Source organism: Seohaeicola sp. 4SK31 (assembly GCF_028802875.1).
GTDB lineage: Bacteria > Pseudomonadota > Alphaproteobacteria > Rhodobacterales > Rhodobacteraceae > Seohaeicola.
In genome coordinates, this window is the sequence record NZ_JARAMP010000043.1 from 1 (window position 1) to 17,039 (window position 17,039).

Sequence of the window (17,039 nt, forward strand, 5' to 3'; positions counted from 1 at the left end):
AACGACATTGGAGACGATCCACCACCGAAAACCATCATGAGGCGCAATGCGTGACCTCGGAGAGAACCATGACCCCGAACGGACAGATCGCTAGCCCACTTGACATAGCCGCAATCAGAGAACTGTTTTGTAGGAAGCCCAGACGAGCATCGCTGTCGCCTAGTTGGTCGGAGTCTTGGCTCTGCCCACTGTTTGAGGGGTCGACGCCGTCACAAAGGCGTTCGGGACTAGCACGTTGCTGTAACTTCCCGAGACTGAGCGCGAAGAAAAAGAGGTCAGAATATGCGTACAACCTTGGCAGGGTATCAGGGATTGCTTATCAGTCTCGCACTCTTTCTTGTTTTTGTGGCAAGCCCTGTTCGCGCCTTGGAATCCAATGCGTATCGTTCCGAAGTTCTGACGGCACGTTTGATCGTCGCGGAAGCAGGAATCGCCCCAGGATCGCAGTTCCTTTCGGCGGGTTTGAAGATTGAACTGGAGGAAGGATGGAAAGCGTACTGGCGGTCGCCAGGCGAGGTTGGCCTGCCGCCAGAGATCGATTGGGAGGGGTCCACAAACCTTGAATCCGTCGACATGCTTTGGCCCGCACCCACGCGTTTCCGCGCCTTCGGAATTGAAAATTTCGGCTATGCCAAACAAGTAATATTTCCATTGCAGTTGCGGCTTGCGAACTCTGATAGAGCGGCCGAGCTGAAGGGACTCGTCGATCTGCTGATCTGCTCCAATGTGTGCATTCCGGAAAGGTTTGAATTGACACTCCCTGTGCCATTGGGAACGGGCGTCGATGCGAAAGCCGCGACCGATATCGCGACATGGGCCGCTCGCGTACCTGTTGCAGGGCCAGAAAGTGCAATAGCGGTCTCGGGCGCATCGCTGAAGCAGGATCAGGCATTGGTTGTTCAAATGACGCGGCCTTCTGGCTGGAACAATCCCGATCTTTTTCCAGAGTTTGGTGCAGGCTCTGCATTCGGCGCACCCGACATCCGCCTTACAAGTGATCGCACCGGTCTCTGGGCAAGTATCCCGATTCTCGCGTTAAGCGAGGAACAAACCTCCCTTCGAATTACGGTCGTAGACGAGGGTGTCGCGGTTACATTCGATGATGTGAACACTACCGACGTTGTACCTGCGCCACCTTACGCATCCGAGACCAGCCAAGATAGGGGTCAGTTTTTCCCGATTCTCTTGCTGTCCTTCCTGGGAGGGTTGATACTGAACGCAATGCCATGCGTCTTGCCAGTTCTATCGATTAAGTTCGGGTCGGCGCTCCGAATGAAGAATCGCTCCCTTTCACAATTGCGCGCGGGATTTCTCGCTACGGCTGTGGGAACTGTTGCTTTTATGTGGGTGCTGGCCTTGGCGGTCATAGCGCTGCAGACGCTCGGATATGCCGTTGGATGGGGTGTGCAGTTTCAGAATGCATATTTCCTAATTGCACTCATTCTCGTTGTCGGACTCTTTGCGGCAAATTTGTTTGGAGTTTTTGAAATTTCTTTGCCCAGCAGCTGGATGGTTAGGCTATCTGGCCGCTTTGGGCGGGGGTATGCCGAAGACTTCTCCACCGGCGCTCTGGCTGCGATACTTGCAACGCCTTGTTCAGCCCCGTTGCTGGGGACAGCCATTGCCTTCGCCCTTTCTGGCACGACAGGCGATATACTTGCGGTTTTCACAGCGATGGGGATTGGGCTTGCACTGCCATATATTCTGGTTGCCGCTTGGCCTGGTTTCCTGTCTCGACTGCCCAAACCGGGACCCTGGATGATAAGCGTGAAGATCGTTCTCGGATTGCTGCTTGCCGGAACCGTTGCATGGCTATGCTGGGTCTTGATTGGTGTGACGTCGCCAACTCTCACAGGCCTGGTGCTGCTGGGTCTTGGGCTCATCGTACTGGCGGCGAGAGCCTATCAGGTTCAGCCTCGTAACGGTTTGCTGTGGGGAATGACTGCGGTTTTGGGCATGACGTTGGCGGCCCCTGCACTGCTGCCAAAAAGCTCCGATGATGTAACAGCCTCGATCACTTCTTACTGGGTCGAGTTCGACCGGTCCCGGATCGCGCGTGAAGTGTCGCAGGGCAAAACTGTCTTCGTGGACGTTACTGCGGATTGGTGCATCACTTGTAAAGCAAACAAAACCCTGGTCCTGGATCGTGAACCAGTTTTGGGAGCACTTGGCGAGGAAGGCGTGATTGCGATGCGCGCGGATTGGACGCGACCGGACGCGAAAATCCAATCCTATCTCGAGGCGCACGGCAGATACGCAATTCCGCTCAACATCGTCTACGGTCCAGATGCTCCTGAAGGTATCATTTTATCTGAACTACTATCTGCGGATGCCGTTCTCGAAGCACTGTCGGCTGCCAATCTCAGCGCTGTCCGAAAACGATGACATAGTGCCGTTGCATTGCTCAAGGGAGGCAGAACCTACAGTGGTTTAGTTTCAGGTGAAAGGAAAGCTGTTATGTATCTGAGACCACGCGGCCCCAATTTATTTGTTGATCCGATCCAATCGGGCCGTGGCGGCGGCACGCATAGGGTCGGTTTCCGGAAGGCTTTCGGCCAAGGTGCGCGCATTGTCGGCGGCGTTCTGGGCAGCATCAAAGTCACCCAATACACTGTACGCCTCCGCAAGCCGAAGCCATCCTTCAAGATTGTCTTGGTCATCCAACAATCGCGCCGCCAAGCGGTCAACCATGGAGCGGACGAAAGCGCTGCGTTCCTCGACCGACATGTCCTGAGCGGCCTCGATATCGGCCGCACCGGGGCTACGCGCGTCCCGAGAGTCCGGAAAGAAATCAGCTAGGGTGACAGGGCTCTCTCCAACCTGTTCCCCCAATCGGTTGGCGACAGACAGGAAAAGTTCCATCCACGGATAGGCGCGATCCGCTCTCTTGAGGCGCTCGATCAAAAGCGTCCTCGCTTCATCTGGAACCCCGTCCTGTTCGAGGATCCGGGCTCTATAGAAAATTGGGCCTGGATCATCGGGGTCCATCTCCGATGCGCGTTCGATCACGCTTTCCGCTTGCGGCGTCACGATCCCGTTCTCGGCTGCGATCAAGGCCTCGGCATATAGCAATAGGGTTGAGATATCTGCATTGTCGCGGACAGTGACGCGTTCGAATGCATCGGCGGCATCATCGTAACGAGCCATACGCATATAGGTCTGACCGAGCAGAACCCAACCATCACTTGGTCCACCAGACTCGTCTGCTTCAAGCCGGGTTTTTAGTCTCTGGGTCAACTCTGAGAGGTTTGCGGCTTCCTGGGTTTCAGATGCGCGAGACGCCAGAGGCTGGCTTTCGATCTGTGGCGAGCCGATTTGAGAATACAGAGCGAAGGCTACCAATGGCGTGGCAATGGCGGACGCGAAGATGGTGCTTCGCCCACTTGCGCGCGACGATTCACGTGTCGCAAGCCGACCGGCAGCCAGAATGCGGCGTTTGATTTCAACCCTGGCCGCGTCGGCCTCGGTAACGGATATCAGATTCCGCTCTTGATCAGTATCAATTTCGGAAAGCTGATCCTTGAGGATAACCAACGCTCCATCCTTTCTGTTCAGGACTTCACCCGTTCGATAGAGACCGGACAAGAACAGAAGGACAGTGATGGATGCCATCGCGCCTAACACCAACCAAATCATGGGTCTCTCCGTCCTTCATTTTCATGAAAAATGGCTTCGAACTCACGCTCTTCATCGGGGCTCAGTGGATCAGCAGTGCCATCAAGAACGGCCCTGCTTCGGCACCTGATTGTGACAAAGACAACGCCAATCCCAACGGCAAAAAGAACCGCTGGTCCGAACCACAACAGATACGTGGCGGGTTTCAGTCGCGGCCTGAACAGGACGAAGTCACCATATCGATCTACGAAAAACGCAATGATCTCGTCATTTGTTTCACCTGCAATCAGACGTTCGCGCAGCAAGGTGCGCATCGTTCGGGCAACACCCGCATTTGAGCTATCGATATCCTGATTCTGGCAGACAACGCAGCGTAGCTGCTTTGAGAGCTCCCGGGCGCGCGACTCAAGCACCGGATCATCCAGCAACTCATCTGGCTCCACAGCCCATGCCGCGGTTGTTGCGGCAAGCATCAGCACCAGTGAATAGAGCCAACTCTTCATGATTGACCACCTGCTGCGGCCAACGCAGCACGAATTTCATCCTGTGCCTCTGGCGTCACAATGGGACCAACGTAGCGATAGACTACGATACCGTTCGCATCGATCACAAACGTCTCAGGCACCCCCGAAATACCCCATTCGATACCGACCCGGCCCTCGCTGTCTGATCCGATCCTCTCATAGGGGTTGCCAAGCTCCTCCAGCCAGTTTGCGGCATCTGCTGGTTTGTCCATGTAGTTAATCCCCATCAGCCGAACACCGTCCTGTTCAACAAGCCTGGTTAGCACCGCATGCTCAGCACGACAGGGCACGCACCATGAAGCGAATACATTGACCAAAACCGGCTCGCCAATGCTACGAAGGGCTGCGGCCGACAGTCCGGGGGTCTGCGTGCTCTCTACCGGTGGAAGCTCAAAATCCGGAACTGGTTCGGAGACCAAAGCGGAAGGAATTGCGTTAGGATCTCGGTCTGGGTTGAGCCCCCAGAACAAAAATCCACCCAAGACCACTGCGACCAGCGCTGGCATCGCGAGAAGGATTTTCTTCATCATATCATTCCGCCGGTTGAAGCGCTGACGACCGGCTTTTTGGCGACGGCGCACCCACCCGCAATCTGCGGTCCGATAGCGAAAGGGACCCGCCAAGCACCAGCATCGTCGCTCCGATCCATATCCAATTAACCAGTGGTTCGTAGAGAATGCGCAAATTCCACTGGCCCGACGCCTTTTCGGTCGCAGGCTCACTGATGGTGACGTAGAGATCACCTCTGAGCGTTGATCGGATTGCAGATTCGGTTGTGGACGTCCCCGCAACTGGATAGTTTCTGCGCTCTGGACGAAGAAGCGTAATCTCCCGTCCATCTTTCAAGACGCGAAGCTGGCCTTGTTGTGCGATGTAGTTTGGACCACGCAACCGTTCGACACCGTCGAATATTACCTCAAAACCGGCGATTTCCACGGTCGTCCCCGGTTCTGCGAAAAGAACACGTTCTTCCTTCCAGGCTGTGGAACCTACAAACCCAAGCACAAGCATTGCAACGCCAAGATGCGCGAGCGTCATACCGTGCGCAGCGCGCGGCAAGTTCCGCGCGCGACGCAGCGACTGTGAAAGGGGTAAATCAAAGAGCTTGATGCGCAACGCCCATTCGCGCAACGTTGCAACAAAAACCCAGGCTGCAATCCCTATTGAGACCACTGCAAGCAGGGGCCCGTCTGTCTGAAGGTACCAAACGATCCCCGCAACACCAATCGCGATACCAAAAACCAAACGCAGCCGCTGCCAGATACCGGGAAGATCGGCCCGTTTCCAAGACAGGAATGGGCCAATTCCCATGATGATGACTAGCGGCAGCATGAAAGGGATAAACGTCGCGTTGAAATACGGTGGTCCTACAGAGATCTTTTCATCAGTCACCGCTTCCACAAACAACGGATAGAGTGTTCCAAAAAGGACGGTCGCCGTTGCGGTCGCGAGCAGAAGGTTGTTGAGCAAAAGCCCCGCCTCGCGGCTAATCGGCCGAAATACGCCACCCGATCCAAGCTGAGGCGCGCGCCATGCGTAAAGTGTCAGTGAGCCGACAATGGTTACGCCAAGAAGGCCGAGAATGTACACGCCGCGCGCCGGGTCGACCGCGAACGCGTGAACGGATGTCAAAATGCCGGATCGGACGATAAATGTCCCCAGAAGTGACAGTGAAAAGGTCAGGATGGCCAAAAGAATGGTCCAGCTTTTGAACGTGTCCCGCTTTTCCGTGACGATAGCGGAGTGCAGGAGTGCCGTACCCAGCAGCCATGGCATGAAGGATGCGTTTTCCACCGGGTCCCAAAACCACCAGCCGCCCCAGCCAAGTTCGTAATAGGCCCACCAAGAGCCGAGTGCGATCCCCGCAGTGAGGCTGATCCAGGCCGTCAGAGTCCAAGGCCGCACCCAACGCGCCCATGCGGGATCCACCCGACCCTCTATCAGAGCCGCGACCGCGAAGGAGAAGACGATCGAGAAGCCGACATACCCAAAATACAAGAGCGGGGGATGCATCGCCAACCCGATGTCCTGCAGCAGAGGATTAAGGTCTGTGCCATCCAGAGGCGGCGGAAACACCCGCTCGAACGGATTGGATGTAAAGAGCATGAAGCTCAGGAAACCGACGCTGATCCAGGCTTGAACGGATAGAGTTCGCGCTTTGAGACCAACCGGAATGTTTCTGCCCAGCAGCGCGACCCCAGCCCCGAAAAGTACGAGAATAAAGGTCCAGAGAACTAGAGACCCTTCGTGGCTGCCCCAAGTGCCGGCAACCTTGAAGATCATCGGCTTCAGAGAGTGGGAATTTTCAACCACGTTTCGAACCGTGAAATCACTGACAACAAAGGAGCGCATGAGCGCGCCAAACGCAATTGCAACTAACGTCACCTGAAGCACCGCTGTTGTCTTTGCACTTTCCATCCAAAGCACGCGTCCCGTGCTTGCTCCGACAATTGGCAAGATGCTTTGAACAATCGCGACGGCAAGCGCGAGGGTAAGGGCGAATTGTCCGATCTCAGGTGTCATTTTGCGTCCTCCTGAGTAGCGCTTCTGCATCCGAGCCGGACAAGGTTTCCGCATCGGGATAGTTCAGCATGTTCATCGTCCATTCTAGTGAGATCATATCGCGACATTCTCCACTTTCCGCCTGTGTTCGCTTCTGTGAATCGCAACCGAGTTGGGGTTGGGCGGAAAACCGAATGGGATGAAGTTCTTTGCGCGTGCATGCCGTGAGCAGGATCCGACAGTTGATTCGCGTCCTTTGTAGTTCCTGTAGTCGCTGTAGGTTCAAGCGTTATTTTAGACTGATACCTTAAAAAATGACCCATGCTTGCAGTGCATCTGCGTAGCAGCTTTGTATCTGCAGGCCCGGTTTCCGCAGGCGTCGGATTTAGCGGAAATTGCCGTTGCCTTCCCTTGATGGCCACCTGCAGGGTCAGACGAAGCAGCGAAACATTGAGTGACGGCAGGTTTTGAAGCGCTGAATAGAGAGCATTAGCTTCACAGGTGCGTGACGTGCTGCCGCAGGGCAAGAATCACGCTTGAACCTACAGTAGCTAGAGGGTGTAAACGCGCTTAAAATATAGAATCAAATTCGGGCGGAGCGGCGTGAAGCTTTCAGGTCTTCAAAAAGTGCTATGGGTATTGGCGGGCGTCGCGGCGCTCGTTTTCATCTGGCTGTTACTGTGGGCGGACTACCGCGCCGATATTTCCCAAGCCGAGACCGAACCACCTTTCCTTGCGCAGTTCGAACTGACGGACCATATGGGCATGATCCGCACCGAAGAGGACTTTGCGGGTCGCTGGATGCTTGTGTTCTTCGGGTTCGCCAATTGCCCAGATGTCTGCCCGACGACGCTTGCAGAGGTGGCGGCGGTCATGGATGGACTTGGCGAGGATGCCGCAAAAGTGCAGCCGATCTTCATCTCGATTGATCCCGAACGCGATACGCCAATGGCTCTTGCCGACTTTGTGCCGCGCTTTGATGCAGGCATCATCGGTCTGACCGGAACATCCGATCAGATCGCTGAGACCGCTGAAACCTTTCCGATCTACTTCGAACGGATCGAAGAGGCCAGCGCGCCGGATGGCTATACAATGGGGCACACATCGCACCTGTTCCTTTTTGATCCGCAGGCGGGCTTCGCCGATTCCTGGCCCTACGGCACACCCGCCGAAGAGATCCTTGCGGATCTGAGAGAGAGGATCTGATCGCCATGACCCGACTTTCCGGAGAAACGGCCCTTGTTCTTGCTTGGATCATTGCGCTTATCTCATCGCTTGCCGTGCTCTTTATTGGCGAGGTTCTTGGTCAAACGCCTTGCGTCCTTTGCTGGTTCCAGCGCGCCTTCATGTTCCCCCTGGCTGTCGTTCTTGGGCTCGGGCTGTGGTGGCAAGATCCTCGCGTGGGGCGCTATGGCGTTGCGCTGGCGCTTGGGGGGGCGGCGGTGGCGTTGTATCACATCGGCCTCTATGTCGGGCTGATCCCCGAGGCGATCCAGCCCTGCAAGGCGACCGGCCCCTCTTGTACCGACGACAACCAGGTGGTCTTCGGCATTCCGATTCCGCTGATGGCGCTTGTCGCCTTCACGATGATCGGGGTGCTGTCGGCCATTTCACTGAAGGAAAAACAAACATGAATCGACGCGGTCTCGTTCTATCCGTTCTGGCTGTTGGTGCCGCAGGTTTTGGCGGCGCGGCCTGGTATGCCACCCGCCCCCAACCCATTGCAGAGGCAGTCCCTGTCGCGCCTGAAGTGAACGATGTGCTGATCCGGCCCTATTCCCCGATCCTCGGCCCCGAAACGGCACCTGTCACGATTGTCGAGTTTTTCGATCCAGCTTGCGAGGCCTGCCGCGCCTTCTATCCCGTGGTCAAGGATATCATGACTGAGCACGGTGATGCGGTCCGTGTCGTCATTCGATACACTGCCTTTCACGGGGACGCTTCGGTGGAAGCGATCCGTGTTCTCGAAGCTGCGCGGATGCAGCATGTGTTCGAACCCGTGCTGGAAGCGGTCCTGCGCGAGCAGCCGCGATGGGCGTCCCATGGCACTCCGGCACCGGGTTTGATCCTTGAGATTGCCGCAAGCGGTGGTCTGGATGTCGAAGCTGCTCGGACACAGATGCTGGCCCCCGGTGTCGTGGCCGTGCTCAATCAGGACCGCGCTGATGTCGAAGCGGTTGGCGTTCGACAAACGCCCACGTTCTTCGTCAACGCCAAGCCATTGGACCCGTTTGGTGAGGCAGAACTGCGGCGACTGGTGGCGGCGGAAGTTGCGGCCAGCCAAAGTTGATGCTCGGCCAGATACAGGAGAATTCTTCATGACAAAACTATCTTACATCAACGGTTTGACCCTTGTCTTACTGCTCTCGGGCATGTCGACTCCGGCATTTGCCGGTTCGGAGGATGTGGTCGTCGAAAACGCGTGGTCCCGTGCTTCAATCGGGGTCAACCGCCCTGGTGCCGCCTATATGACTGTGCGCAACACCGGTGAAGACACGGTCACGCTGACCGGGCTTACAACACCACTGGCCGTGATGCCCCAGATCCATGAGACGAAAACCAACGCCGACGGCGTCAGTTCTATGGCGCCTGCTGACGAAATCACGATTGAACCGGGCCAAAGCGTAGCATTGGAACCGGGCGGACTGCACGCCATGCTCATGAAGCTGCAAAACCCGATGATCGAAGGCGAGACCTTCCCACTGACACTGACGTTCTCGGACGGTGGTGAAGTGACTGTTGAGGTCCCAATTCTGGGGATCGCCGCGCGCGGGCCGGAGAGCTGATGCAGCGTCGGCATGTGGTCCAATACGGTGCAGCCGGTGTAGGCGCTGTCGCTCTGATGCTCGGGGTCGGCTGGTGGCGGGTAGACGGTCCCGGCGCACCAAAACCGGCCGGCCAAAGGCCTCTCCCCCTGTCGGCGATGGATTTCCGACTGACCGATCACGAAGGCAATGAAGTGGGCCCAGAAGCCCTGATTGGACGCCCGACCATGGTGTTTTTCGGGTTCACCTACTGCCCGGATGTCTGCCCCACGACGTTATCGGATATCTCAGGTTGGCTTGAAGATCTCGGGGACGACGCCGCGCGGATGAACGTGGTCTTCATCACAGTCGATCCAGAGCGGGACACGGCCGAGGCCATGGCCGAATATGTCGGCTATTTTCATCCGGCCATTCGCGGCTGGACGGGACCGGCAAACCAGGTTGCCCGCGCTGCAGAAGGATTTCGTGCCTCGTATGAGCGCGTTCCGACCGAAGGCGGCGACTATACAATGAACCATACGGCAAGCGTATTCCTGTTCGATGCCAAGGGTGAACTCGTCACCATGATTGACTATCACGAGCCAAGAGAATTCGCAGTGCCGAAGATCCGGCGTGCACTGACAGAAGACGTAGAGGGGGCAACATGAAGATTAGAATTGTTTTGGCGAGCGCTGTGGTCGCAGGCGCTTTTTCGCTGACCGCCATCGCCATTTCTGGCGTTCTTTCTAAAGAGCCAGTGCCTCCTGCGATTGCTGAAGCGACCCTCTGGACTCCCGATCCGCTCTCGATGCCTCAGATCGCCGACTACGATGTGACACCGCCCGCTGCATTTCACGCCGACAATGCTAGCCCAATGCGACCTCTGCCGCTCTTGCAATCTGTCTTCGCAGAAACCGCCTTGCCCGAGATTGAACCGCCTTTGATCACTTGGTCGCGTGAGATCGCGTCGGGCGAGACGCTGGATGCGGTCCTGGCGAACGCGGGTATCGCTGCGCCTGCGCGTGCCGAAATCGCGCTCGCGCTTGGTGCAGAATATGACCTGCGCCGATTGCGCCCGGGCCATGAGATCACTGTGATCTCAAAGGTGGACGGAAATCCGAGCCGCGTGGAACTGGCAGTTGACGATGGGGTGCGGATCGAAACGGTCTTTGGTCAAGAACTTGTCACACGCGTGTTGGAGCCAGACCCTGAAATGGTGACGTTCGCGGGCGAGGCAGTGATCGAAAGCTCTGTCTTCGCGGCGTTGGACAAAGCAGGCATCCCTGCTCGTTTTGCGGTCGACATGGCGCAGATGCTGGGCGGCACAGTAGATTTTCGACGCGAACTTTCCGGTGGCGAGACGATGCGTATTCTTTGGCGCGAAGCCCGCGACGGAAACGAGAGGATCGGTCAGCCCGAACTTGCCTTTGCCACACTGGACCTTGGTGAAACGGTCTACGAGATCGTCTGGCCGGATGACGGCAGCGGTGAAGCAACGATCTATGTCGATGGAGAGGTCCTGCGTGTTTTTGCCCAACCGGTGGAAGGAGCGCGGCTGAGTTCCGTCTTTGGCCGTCGCACACACCCGGTCTATGGGAATGTGCGCATGCACACCGGGGTCGACTTTGCTGCGGCCCGCGGTACGCCGGTGAAAGCGACAGCACCCGGACGCGTGAGCTTCATCGGACGTCGTGGTGGATATGGCCGGGTGGTGGAGATAGCGCATGGATCCGACACCCTGACACGATACGCACATCTCAGCGAGGTGCCGGACACACTCGAACAAGGGCAGCGCGTTTTGGCCGGAGACATGATCGGTCGCGTCGGTGCGACCGGCACCGCGACCGGCCCCAATCTGCATTATGAGGTTCTAGTCGATGGTCGCCCGACCGATCCTCTCTCAGACGACAGACTGGCAGAGGCGGCCGAGCGGGATGCGGATGACACGGCTGCACTTGAGCGATTGGCTGAGGCACGCTCGCTACTGGCCGAGAGGCTCACCAGCGAATTTGTGCAAACAACAACCGAAAGGCTTTAATCCATGAAACGACTGGCTCCCGCCCTTGCAGTCACGCTGGCCTTGTTTCCCGCAGCGCAAGCGGTCGCCGATGCGATCCAGATTGATGTCCGGAAGACAAACGGCTGCGGCTGTTGTCTGTCCTGGATGAAGCACCTCGAGGAAAGCGGATTCGCGCCGACAGGCGAGGACATGTTCGGGGGATCTCTTGTGCGCTTCAAACTCGACAATGGCGTGCCTCAGCGCATGGTCTCCTGCCATACGGCTTTGGTCGACGGCTACGTGATCGAAGGACATGTACCGGCATCAGACATTCAGCGTTTGTTGGATGAGCGTCCAGATGCAGTGGGGTTGGCGGTGCCCGGAATGCCCTATGGATCGCCGGGCATGGGACCGGAAGACGATCGAGAGGCTTATGAGGTCTTCCTGATCCGCGGCGATGGATCGACCGAGATCTTTAGCAGTTATTCGGCCGCTGACTGACGTATCGACGAGACCTCAACGCTTGGAACCCCTCTCCCCAATTACCCTTGGCTTTCTAGGAAGTCTGGCCGCCGGATCGCTGACAGCGGTCGGGGCGATCCCCGTTCTTTTCGGGCGCATCCCATCCCGGGCTACACGCGATCTGCTACTTGGCTTTGCAGCGGGTGTCATGCTCGCTGCATCGTTTTTCTCGCTGATCATCCCGGCTCTCGATGCAGCCGAAGGACAGTTCGACAACGGTGCTCTCCCGGCGGCCATCGTTTGTGTTGCTATCTTGCTTGGCATGGGCGCGGTCGCTCTGATGAACGAACGGCTGCCGCATGAGCATTTCAAGTCGGGGCGGGAAGGCCCTGACTCTGCTTCGCTGCGCCGCGTCTGGCTCTTCATCATCGCGATCACGATCCACAATTTCCCCGAAGGACTCGCCGTTGGTGTCGGGTTCGGGGCTGACGGTCTTTCTGGTGGCTTGCCGCTTGCGATTGGCATTGGGCTGCAAAACGCTCCCGAGGGTCTCGCCGTAGCGGTCTCATTGCTTGGTGAGGGATATTCCAGGCGCCGTGCGTGGGGCATTGCCGCCCTGACAGGTCTTGTCGAGCCGGTAGGCGGGCTTCTTGGGGCTGGGATCATCAGCATCTCGCAGCCGCTGTTGCCATGGGGCCTCGCCTTCGCCGCCGGGGCGATGCTCTACGTCATCAGCCACGAAATCATTCCCGAAACCCACCGTTCTGGCCATCAAAACAGGGCGACACTCGGTCTCGCGGTTGGCCTGGTGATCATGTTGTTCCTCGATGTATGGCTGGGAGGATGAGATGAAACAGTCCCATTTCCAAGGTTTCTTTGCGGCTGGAACTGCTTTTCTTGTCGATCAGGTGACAAAAGCAATTGTCGTCGCCAATGCGGCAGATTTGAGCGCCGGAGTTCCGGTCTTTCCCGGTTTCAATCTCATCTACCTGCGCAACGATGGCGTGACATTTGGATTACTTGGTGGAGCGCCATGGTGGAGCCTTACAGTGTTGGCCCTCGCGGTCTGCGGCTGGTTGACCGTCATGTTGGTGCGCACTGACAACCGGGCCGAGGCTATCGCCTATGGTGCGATTATCGGTGGCGCGCTCGGCAACGTCCTCGACCGCATCCGGTTTCGGGGTGTGACGGACTTCCTCGATTTCTATGTCGGATCCACGCATTGGCCCGCCTTCAACATGGCGGATGTTTTCGTGGTCAGTGGCGTGGGCCTACTGCTCATAGCCCCTTGGTTGAGCGCCAAGTTGAAAACTGGCACATGATGGCGGGCTTGCGACCACTGACGGGTCGTGGCCGTTACATTCCCCTGCGATCAGGGATTAGCTTTGCAGCGGGCGGTTTAACGGTTTTAACCCTTCCACCATTCTCATGGCTGATCGTTGTTCCGGTCGCCTTCTCAGCACTCTTTCTCGTCCTCCGGCAGGTTTCGACAGCGCCCGCCTTCTTCATCGGCTGGGTCTTCGGAATGGGCCAGTTCGGGTTTGGAGTTTCCTGGATCGCCGAGAGCTTCTACGTCGATGCCGAACGTTTCGGTGCCCTTGCGATCCCGGCAGTCGCGGGACTGTCCGCCGGACTGGCCATATTCCCAGCGATTGCGGCGATGTTATTTGCCACCATCATGCAGCGCCGTGCTGTCGGCGGCATTACGGCAGGTCTTCTGCTTGCAACCTGCTGGGTTGCCGCAGAATGGCTGCGCGGTCATGTCCTGACGGGGTTTCCCTGGAACCTTGCCGCTTATGCTCTTGTCGAACATGCCGCCCTGCGCCAACCGGCCGCCTGGGTCGGAAGCTATGGGCTAAGCTTTCTCACGGTCTTTATCGGGCTGTTGCCCGGTGTGTTGATTGTGGCGGCACCAAACAGACGCGTGCCTGTTCTCGTGCTCTTCGCCGCTGCGGTGATGGGCCTCTGGGGTGGCGGCGCGCTGCGTTCAGGGACGGATGTGCCGCCGACGGACATCGCTTTGCGCATCGTCCAGGGCAATGTGCCGCAAGTCGAGAAGTGGGCACCGGGCAGCCGCGAGCGAACACTGGAAAAATACTTGAGCTTGTCTGCGCAACCTGGACGCTTCGACCTGCTGCTGTGGCCGGAAACGGCCTTTCCCGGTTTTCTGGACGAGGACGCCTTGGCGCGCAGGCGGTTATCCACGGTTCTGCCAGACGGCAGGATCCTTTTGACAGGAGTGCCTGACCGCGTAGAGGGCGATGGGGAAACCCGATATTTCAACACGGTTCAAGCCTATGACGGCAACGGCGAAATTCTGACGGGATATGCAAAACATCATCTTGTTCCGTTCGGGGAATATGTGCCCCTGAGAGGCTGGCTGCCGATCGAGCGGCTCACCGAAGGTTTGGGCGATTTCACGCCAGGACCAGGGCCACGCACGCTGGCGATCCCGGGTGCGCCTCTGGTCGCGGTGGCGATCTGTTACGAGATCATTTTTCCGGGCCAGGTGGTCGATGACCTTTTTCGCCCCGACTGGATTTTCAACGCAACAAATGATGCCTGGTTCGGTACCAGCATCGGCCCCGAGCAGCACCTCGCCTCCGCGCGCATGCGCGCGGTCGAAGAAGGGCTTCCTGTGGTCCGGGCGGCCAACACGGGGATTTCCGCGATCATCGACGCCAAGGGAGAGATCATCGCGCGCCTCGAGACCGGACAAACTGGAGTCATAGATGCCACCCTGCCGACAGCGCTTGCGCCTACACCTTACGCACGTTTCGGTGATTGGACATCGCTGGCGCTCATCTGTGCGGTCTGGGCCTTAGCCTTTACCGTCGGATCGGCCAGACGACGTTTCAATTCAGAAAAATCAAAATCGGAGGAATCGTGATGCTGGTGCTCGCAGGCTTTGTCGGAGGGGCGCTCTGGGGTGGCTATCTGGCGCAACGGCAGAAAGGGAACCGCCTGGATATACTTCAATACGCGACAGGCTTCGGTATTGCTTTCGGCCTACTCGCTTTTTTCGCCTCGGTGATCCTCTTGCGCATCACGTCTTGAGATTGCTTTGGCACCGGCAACGAATTGAAACGACTGTTCAACATATTACTGTACTTGCTCCTGGCGATTTTTGCATCAGGACTGGCCGTATCCGGTGTCGTCTACTTTCTTTTGCGCGCCTCCGTCCCCGACTATGACGAGGATTTCAGTGTTGCGGGAATCGAAGGTCCAGTCGATATTCTGCGAGATGCTGCGGCCATACCGCACATTTCTGCAGACTCCGCTGCGGACGCCTATTTCGCGCTTGGTTTCGTTCACGCTCAGGACAGGCTTGGCCAGTTATTGAGGGCAAGGCGGGCAGCGCAAGCCTTGTTGCCACTTGACCAGACGATCGAAGTCGAGCCTTCGACAGCCCAAGCGCTCGACGCATATGCCGCTGGTGTCAACGCGTGGCTTGGTCTGGTATCCGAAGGCGGGCGCGGCAGAGGCTCACCCGATCTGTTGATCGCGGATGAGAGAATGATCGCTGCCTGGAGACCCGTCGATAGTCTCAGACTTGCCCAAGCGTTTCTGAACGATCTTCAACCCGAGAGACGCCAGAGTGACCTGTCCGGCTTGTCAGATCGACCTCTTTTGCCCGAGCTGTTTGTGACCTCGCCCAAGGTCAGCCTCGATGCTTGGGCGTTGCCTGGAGACAGAACAGCTTCGGGAGCACCAATTCTCGCCGCCGATATACGTGGCCCCTTATCGCTGCCTTCTGAATGGTACCTGGCGGATATTCAACTCCCGACCGGAGCCGCGATTGGGGCTACAATGCCGGGTGTGCCCTTCATTGTCGTCGGTCGCAGCGAACGCGTCGCTTGGGCGTTCCGATCTCTGTCACTGACTGCCCTTAAAGAGCCAGTGAGTCCCACCGCTGCCAAGGCCGGCAATTTTCTGATGATGCTTGACCGTCTGGCGCGGTCCGCCGATGTGAACGATGCTATGGACGCAAGCATGAACCTGGCACCAGCCGGATTGGAGATTCTTGCCATCGGCCGAGAAATCCTTGCTCGCTGGCCTGACAGGGAGGTCGAAACGCCTTTCTCGTTTCGAGACGCCCGTCTGGCAGCTCTTGATGTGCGGCAACCGATATTCTCGGTCGAGGGCGCGATTGCGGCGCAGCGCGACACGGTCAGCACTGCCGCGCGGGCGCTTCTTCCTATAATGGCAAAAGAGCTCTGGTTCGTGGGTTCCGCAGGCGCTCTCGAAGAGAACCGCGCAGATGAGTTTCGCAGCGATATTCTGGGTCAACTTGCCCAATGGAATGGCGACATGGATCGCTTTTCACCGGAACCGCTCGTGTTCTGGGCCTGGGCGCGCGCGTTGCAAAAACGGATACTTCAGGATGAATTTCCATCCGCGACAACGGTCTGGGCCAGGCCAAATGCCGATATCCTATTTGCGGTGCTTTCAGATCGCGGAGGGAGCGCAATCTGGTGCGACATCCGCCCGTCCACCCGCATCGAGACCTGCCAGGATCAGGTTCGTGCGGCCCTGGATGATGCCATCGGCTGGCTTGTCGACCGCTACGGACCCGATCCGTCAGATTGGGTCTGGGGCGAAGCACACGCTTTGAATATGGGGTGGGCGCCAATCCGATCGAGTGGGATCATCAGCGATCTGCTGTCTCTCGAAGCCCCATCTTCGGGCGATCCATACACACTGATTGCAACGCTGTTATCTTCTGACAATGACCGCCCCTTCGCGGCCAGCGCGGGCACCAATTTTCAGGCGGTCATGTCGTTTTCGGAAGAAGCCGGATCCTATTTCATCGCGCCAGCCGGTCAGTCCGGCCACCCGCTCTCACGTTTCTATGAAAACCTTTTTCTCATGTGGATGCAGGGCAAATATCTCACGATGTCCACTGATCTGTCCTTGGCCCGGGGTGGCGCTGTGGGAACATCCCGACTTTCACCGGTATCCGTCGATACGCCGACAATACAAAATGACAGGAGCCGATGATCACTTACTTCCTCCTTTTCGACCCGTTTGGGTATGCGATTTCGCCAGTGTCCCTTGTTTCCGTCAGCTTGGCTGCGCATTTCGCGGAATTTGGGCAGTGATTTCGCGTGATCTCGGGCACGCGTTTCACGGCATCGCGGGCAGCCATTTCACGCCCTCGGGCAGGCTGGCCAACGGGTTTCATAGAGTCAG

At 57.6% G+C, this 17,039-nt stretch carries 17 protein-coding genes; 13 read left to right on the forward strand and 4 right to left on the reverse strand.

Going from position 1 to position 17,039, the window contains the following annotated elements; genetic code table 11:
- Positions 1-282: 282 nt before the first annotated feature.
- A complete protein-coding gene (locus PVW27_RS20210) occupies positions 283-2,385 on the forward strand; it encodes a protein-disulfide reductase DsbD family protein (protein WP_008282976.1) in 2,103 nt (700 codons plus the stop codon).
- 99 nt (positions 2,386-2,484) lie between these two features.
- Here the strand turns inward: PVW27_RS20210 and ccmI are convergent, their stop codons facing one another.
- Genes ccmI through PVW27_RS20230 form a run of 4 tightly spaced genes read right to left on the reverse strand, consistent with a single transcriptional unit; the run spans position 2,485 to position 6,662 of the window.
- Positions 2,485-3,636 (reverse strand): c-type cytochrome biogenesis protein CcmI, encoded by a 1,152-nt coding sequence (gene ccmI, locus PVW27_RS20215; protein ID WP_027263709.1) that lies wholly within the window; start codon positions 3,634-3,636, stop codon positions 2,485-2,487.
- The gene (locus tag PVW27_RS20220; RefSeq protein ID WP_037240132.1) at positions 3,633-4,118 is read right to left on the reverse strand and encodes a cytochrome c-type biogenesis protein; all 486 of its coding nucleotides are present in this window, start codon (positions 4,116-4,118) and stop codon (positions 3,633-3,635) included. The genes ccmI and PVW27_RS20220 overlap by 4 nt, the downstream gene beginning before the upstream one ends.
- Complete coding sequence (locus tag PVW27_RS20225; RefSeq protein ID WP_273183981.1) at positions 4,115-4,669, reverse strand: DsbE family thiol:disulfide interchange protein; 555 nt, start codon at positions 4,667-4,669, stop codon at positions 4,115-4,117. The genes PVW27_RS20220 and PVW27_RS20225 overlap by 4 nt, the downstream gene beginning before the upstream one ends.
- A gap of 1 nt (position 4,670) precedes the next feature.
- On the reverse strand, positions 4,671-6,662 hold the full coding sequence (locus PVW27_RS20230; protein WP_008282980.1) for a heme lyase CcmF/NrfE family subunit: 1,992 nt from the start codon (positions 6,660-6,662) through the stop codon (positions 4,671-4,673).
- Between the two features lie 618 nt (positions 6,663-7,280).
- Between PVW27_RS20230 and PVW27_RS20235 the strand changes: the two genes are divergently transcribed.
- Genes PVW27_RS20235 through PVW27_RS20290 form a run of 12 tightly spaced genes read left to right on the forward strand, consistent with a single transcriptional unit; the run spans position 7,281 to position 16,847 of the window.
- Positions 7,281-7,847, forward strand: a complete 567-nt coding sequence (locus PVW27_RS20235) for an SCO family protein (RefSeq protein WP_008282981.1) — start codon at positions 7,281-7,283, stop codon at positions 7,845-7,847.
- Positions 7,848-7,852: 5 nt separating this feature from the next.
- Positions 7,853-8,275 (forward strand): disulfide bond formation protein B, encoded by a 423-nt coding sequence (locus PVW27_RS20240; protein ID WP_037239850.1) that lies wholly within the window; start codon positions 7,853-7,855, stop codon positions 8,273-8,275.
- The gene (locus PVW27_RS20245; protein ID WP_008282983.1) at positions 8,272-8,931 is read left to right on the forward strand and encodes a DsbA family protein; all 660 of its coding nucleotides are present in this window, start codon (positions 8,272-8,274) and stop codon (positions 8,929-8,931) included. The genes PVW27_RS20240 and PVW27_RS20245 overlap by 4 nt, the downstream gene beginning before the upstream one ends.
- A gap of 28 nt (positions 8,932-8,959) precedes the next feature.
- Positions 8,960-9,427, forward strand: a complete 468-nt coding sequence (locus PVW27_RS20250; protein WP_008282825.1) for a copper chaperone PCu(A)C — start codon at positions 8,960-8,962, stop codon at positions 9,425-9,427.
- On the forward strand, positions 9,427-10,053 hold the full coding sequence (locus PVW27_RS20255; RefSeq protein WP_274560839.1) for an SCO family protein: 627 nt from the start codon (positions 9,427-9,429) through the stop codon (positions 10,051-10,053). The genes PVW27_RS20250 and PVW27_RS20255 overlap by 1 nt, the downstream gene beginning before the upstream one ends.
- Positions 10,050-11,423, forward strand: coding sequence for a M23 family metallopeptidase (locus PVW27_RS20260; RefSeq protein ID WP_043872277.1), 1,374 nt, complete (start codon positions 10,050-10,052; stop codon positions 11,421-11,423). The genes PVW27_RS20255 and PVW27_RS20260 overlap by 4 nt, the downstream gene beginning before the upstream one ends.
- A 3-nt stretch (positions 11,424-11,426) precedes the next feature.
- On the forward strand, positions 11,427-11,885 hold the full coding sequence (locus tag PVW27_RS20265; protein ID WP_009820119.1) for a DUF411 domain-containing protein: 459 nt from the start codon (positions 11,427-11,429) through the stop codon (positions 11,883-11,885).
- Positions 11,886-11,907: 22 nt separating this feature from the next.
- Positions 11,908-12,693, forward strand: coding sequence for a ZIP family metal transporter (locus tag PVW27_RS20270; RefSeq protein WP_040652270.1), 786 nt, complete (start codon positions 11,908-11,910; stop codon positions 12,691-12,693).
- Complete coding sequence (gene lspA / locus PVW27_RS20275; protein WP_274560844.1) at positions 12,674-13,168, forward strand: signal peptidase II; 495 nt, start codon at positions 12,674-12,676, stop codon at positions 13,166-13,168. Before PVW27_RS20270 ends, lspA begins: the two co-directional genes overlap by 20 nt.
- Positions 13,165-14,736 carry an apolipoprotein N-acyltransferase gene (gene lnt / locus PVW27_RS20280; protein ID WP_052453652.1) on the forward strand — a complete coding sequence of 524 codons (1,572 nt, stop codon included), beginning with the start codon at positions 13,165-13,167 and terminating at the stop codon, positions 14,734-14,736. The genes lspA and lnt overlap by 4 nt, the downstream gene beginning before the upstream one ends.
- On the forward strand, positions 14,736-14,903 hold the full coding sequence (locus PVW27_RS20285) for a hypothetical protein (RefSeq protein ID WP_043872279.1): 168 nt from the start codon (positions 14,736-14,738) through the stop codon (positions 14,901-14,903). Before lnt ends, PVW27_RS20285 begins: the two co-directional genes overlap by 1 nt.
- Before the next feature lie 24 nt (positions 14,904-14,927).
- Positions 14,928-16,847, forward strand: coding sequence for a penicillin acylase family protein (locus PVW27_RS20290; protein WP_274560848.1), 1,920 nt, complete (start codon positions 14,928-14,930; stop codon positions 16,845-16,847).
- The last annotated feature ends 192 nt before the right edge of the window (positions 16,848-17,039 follow it).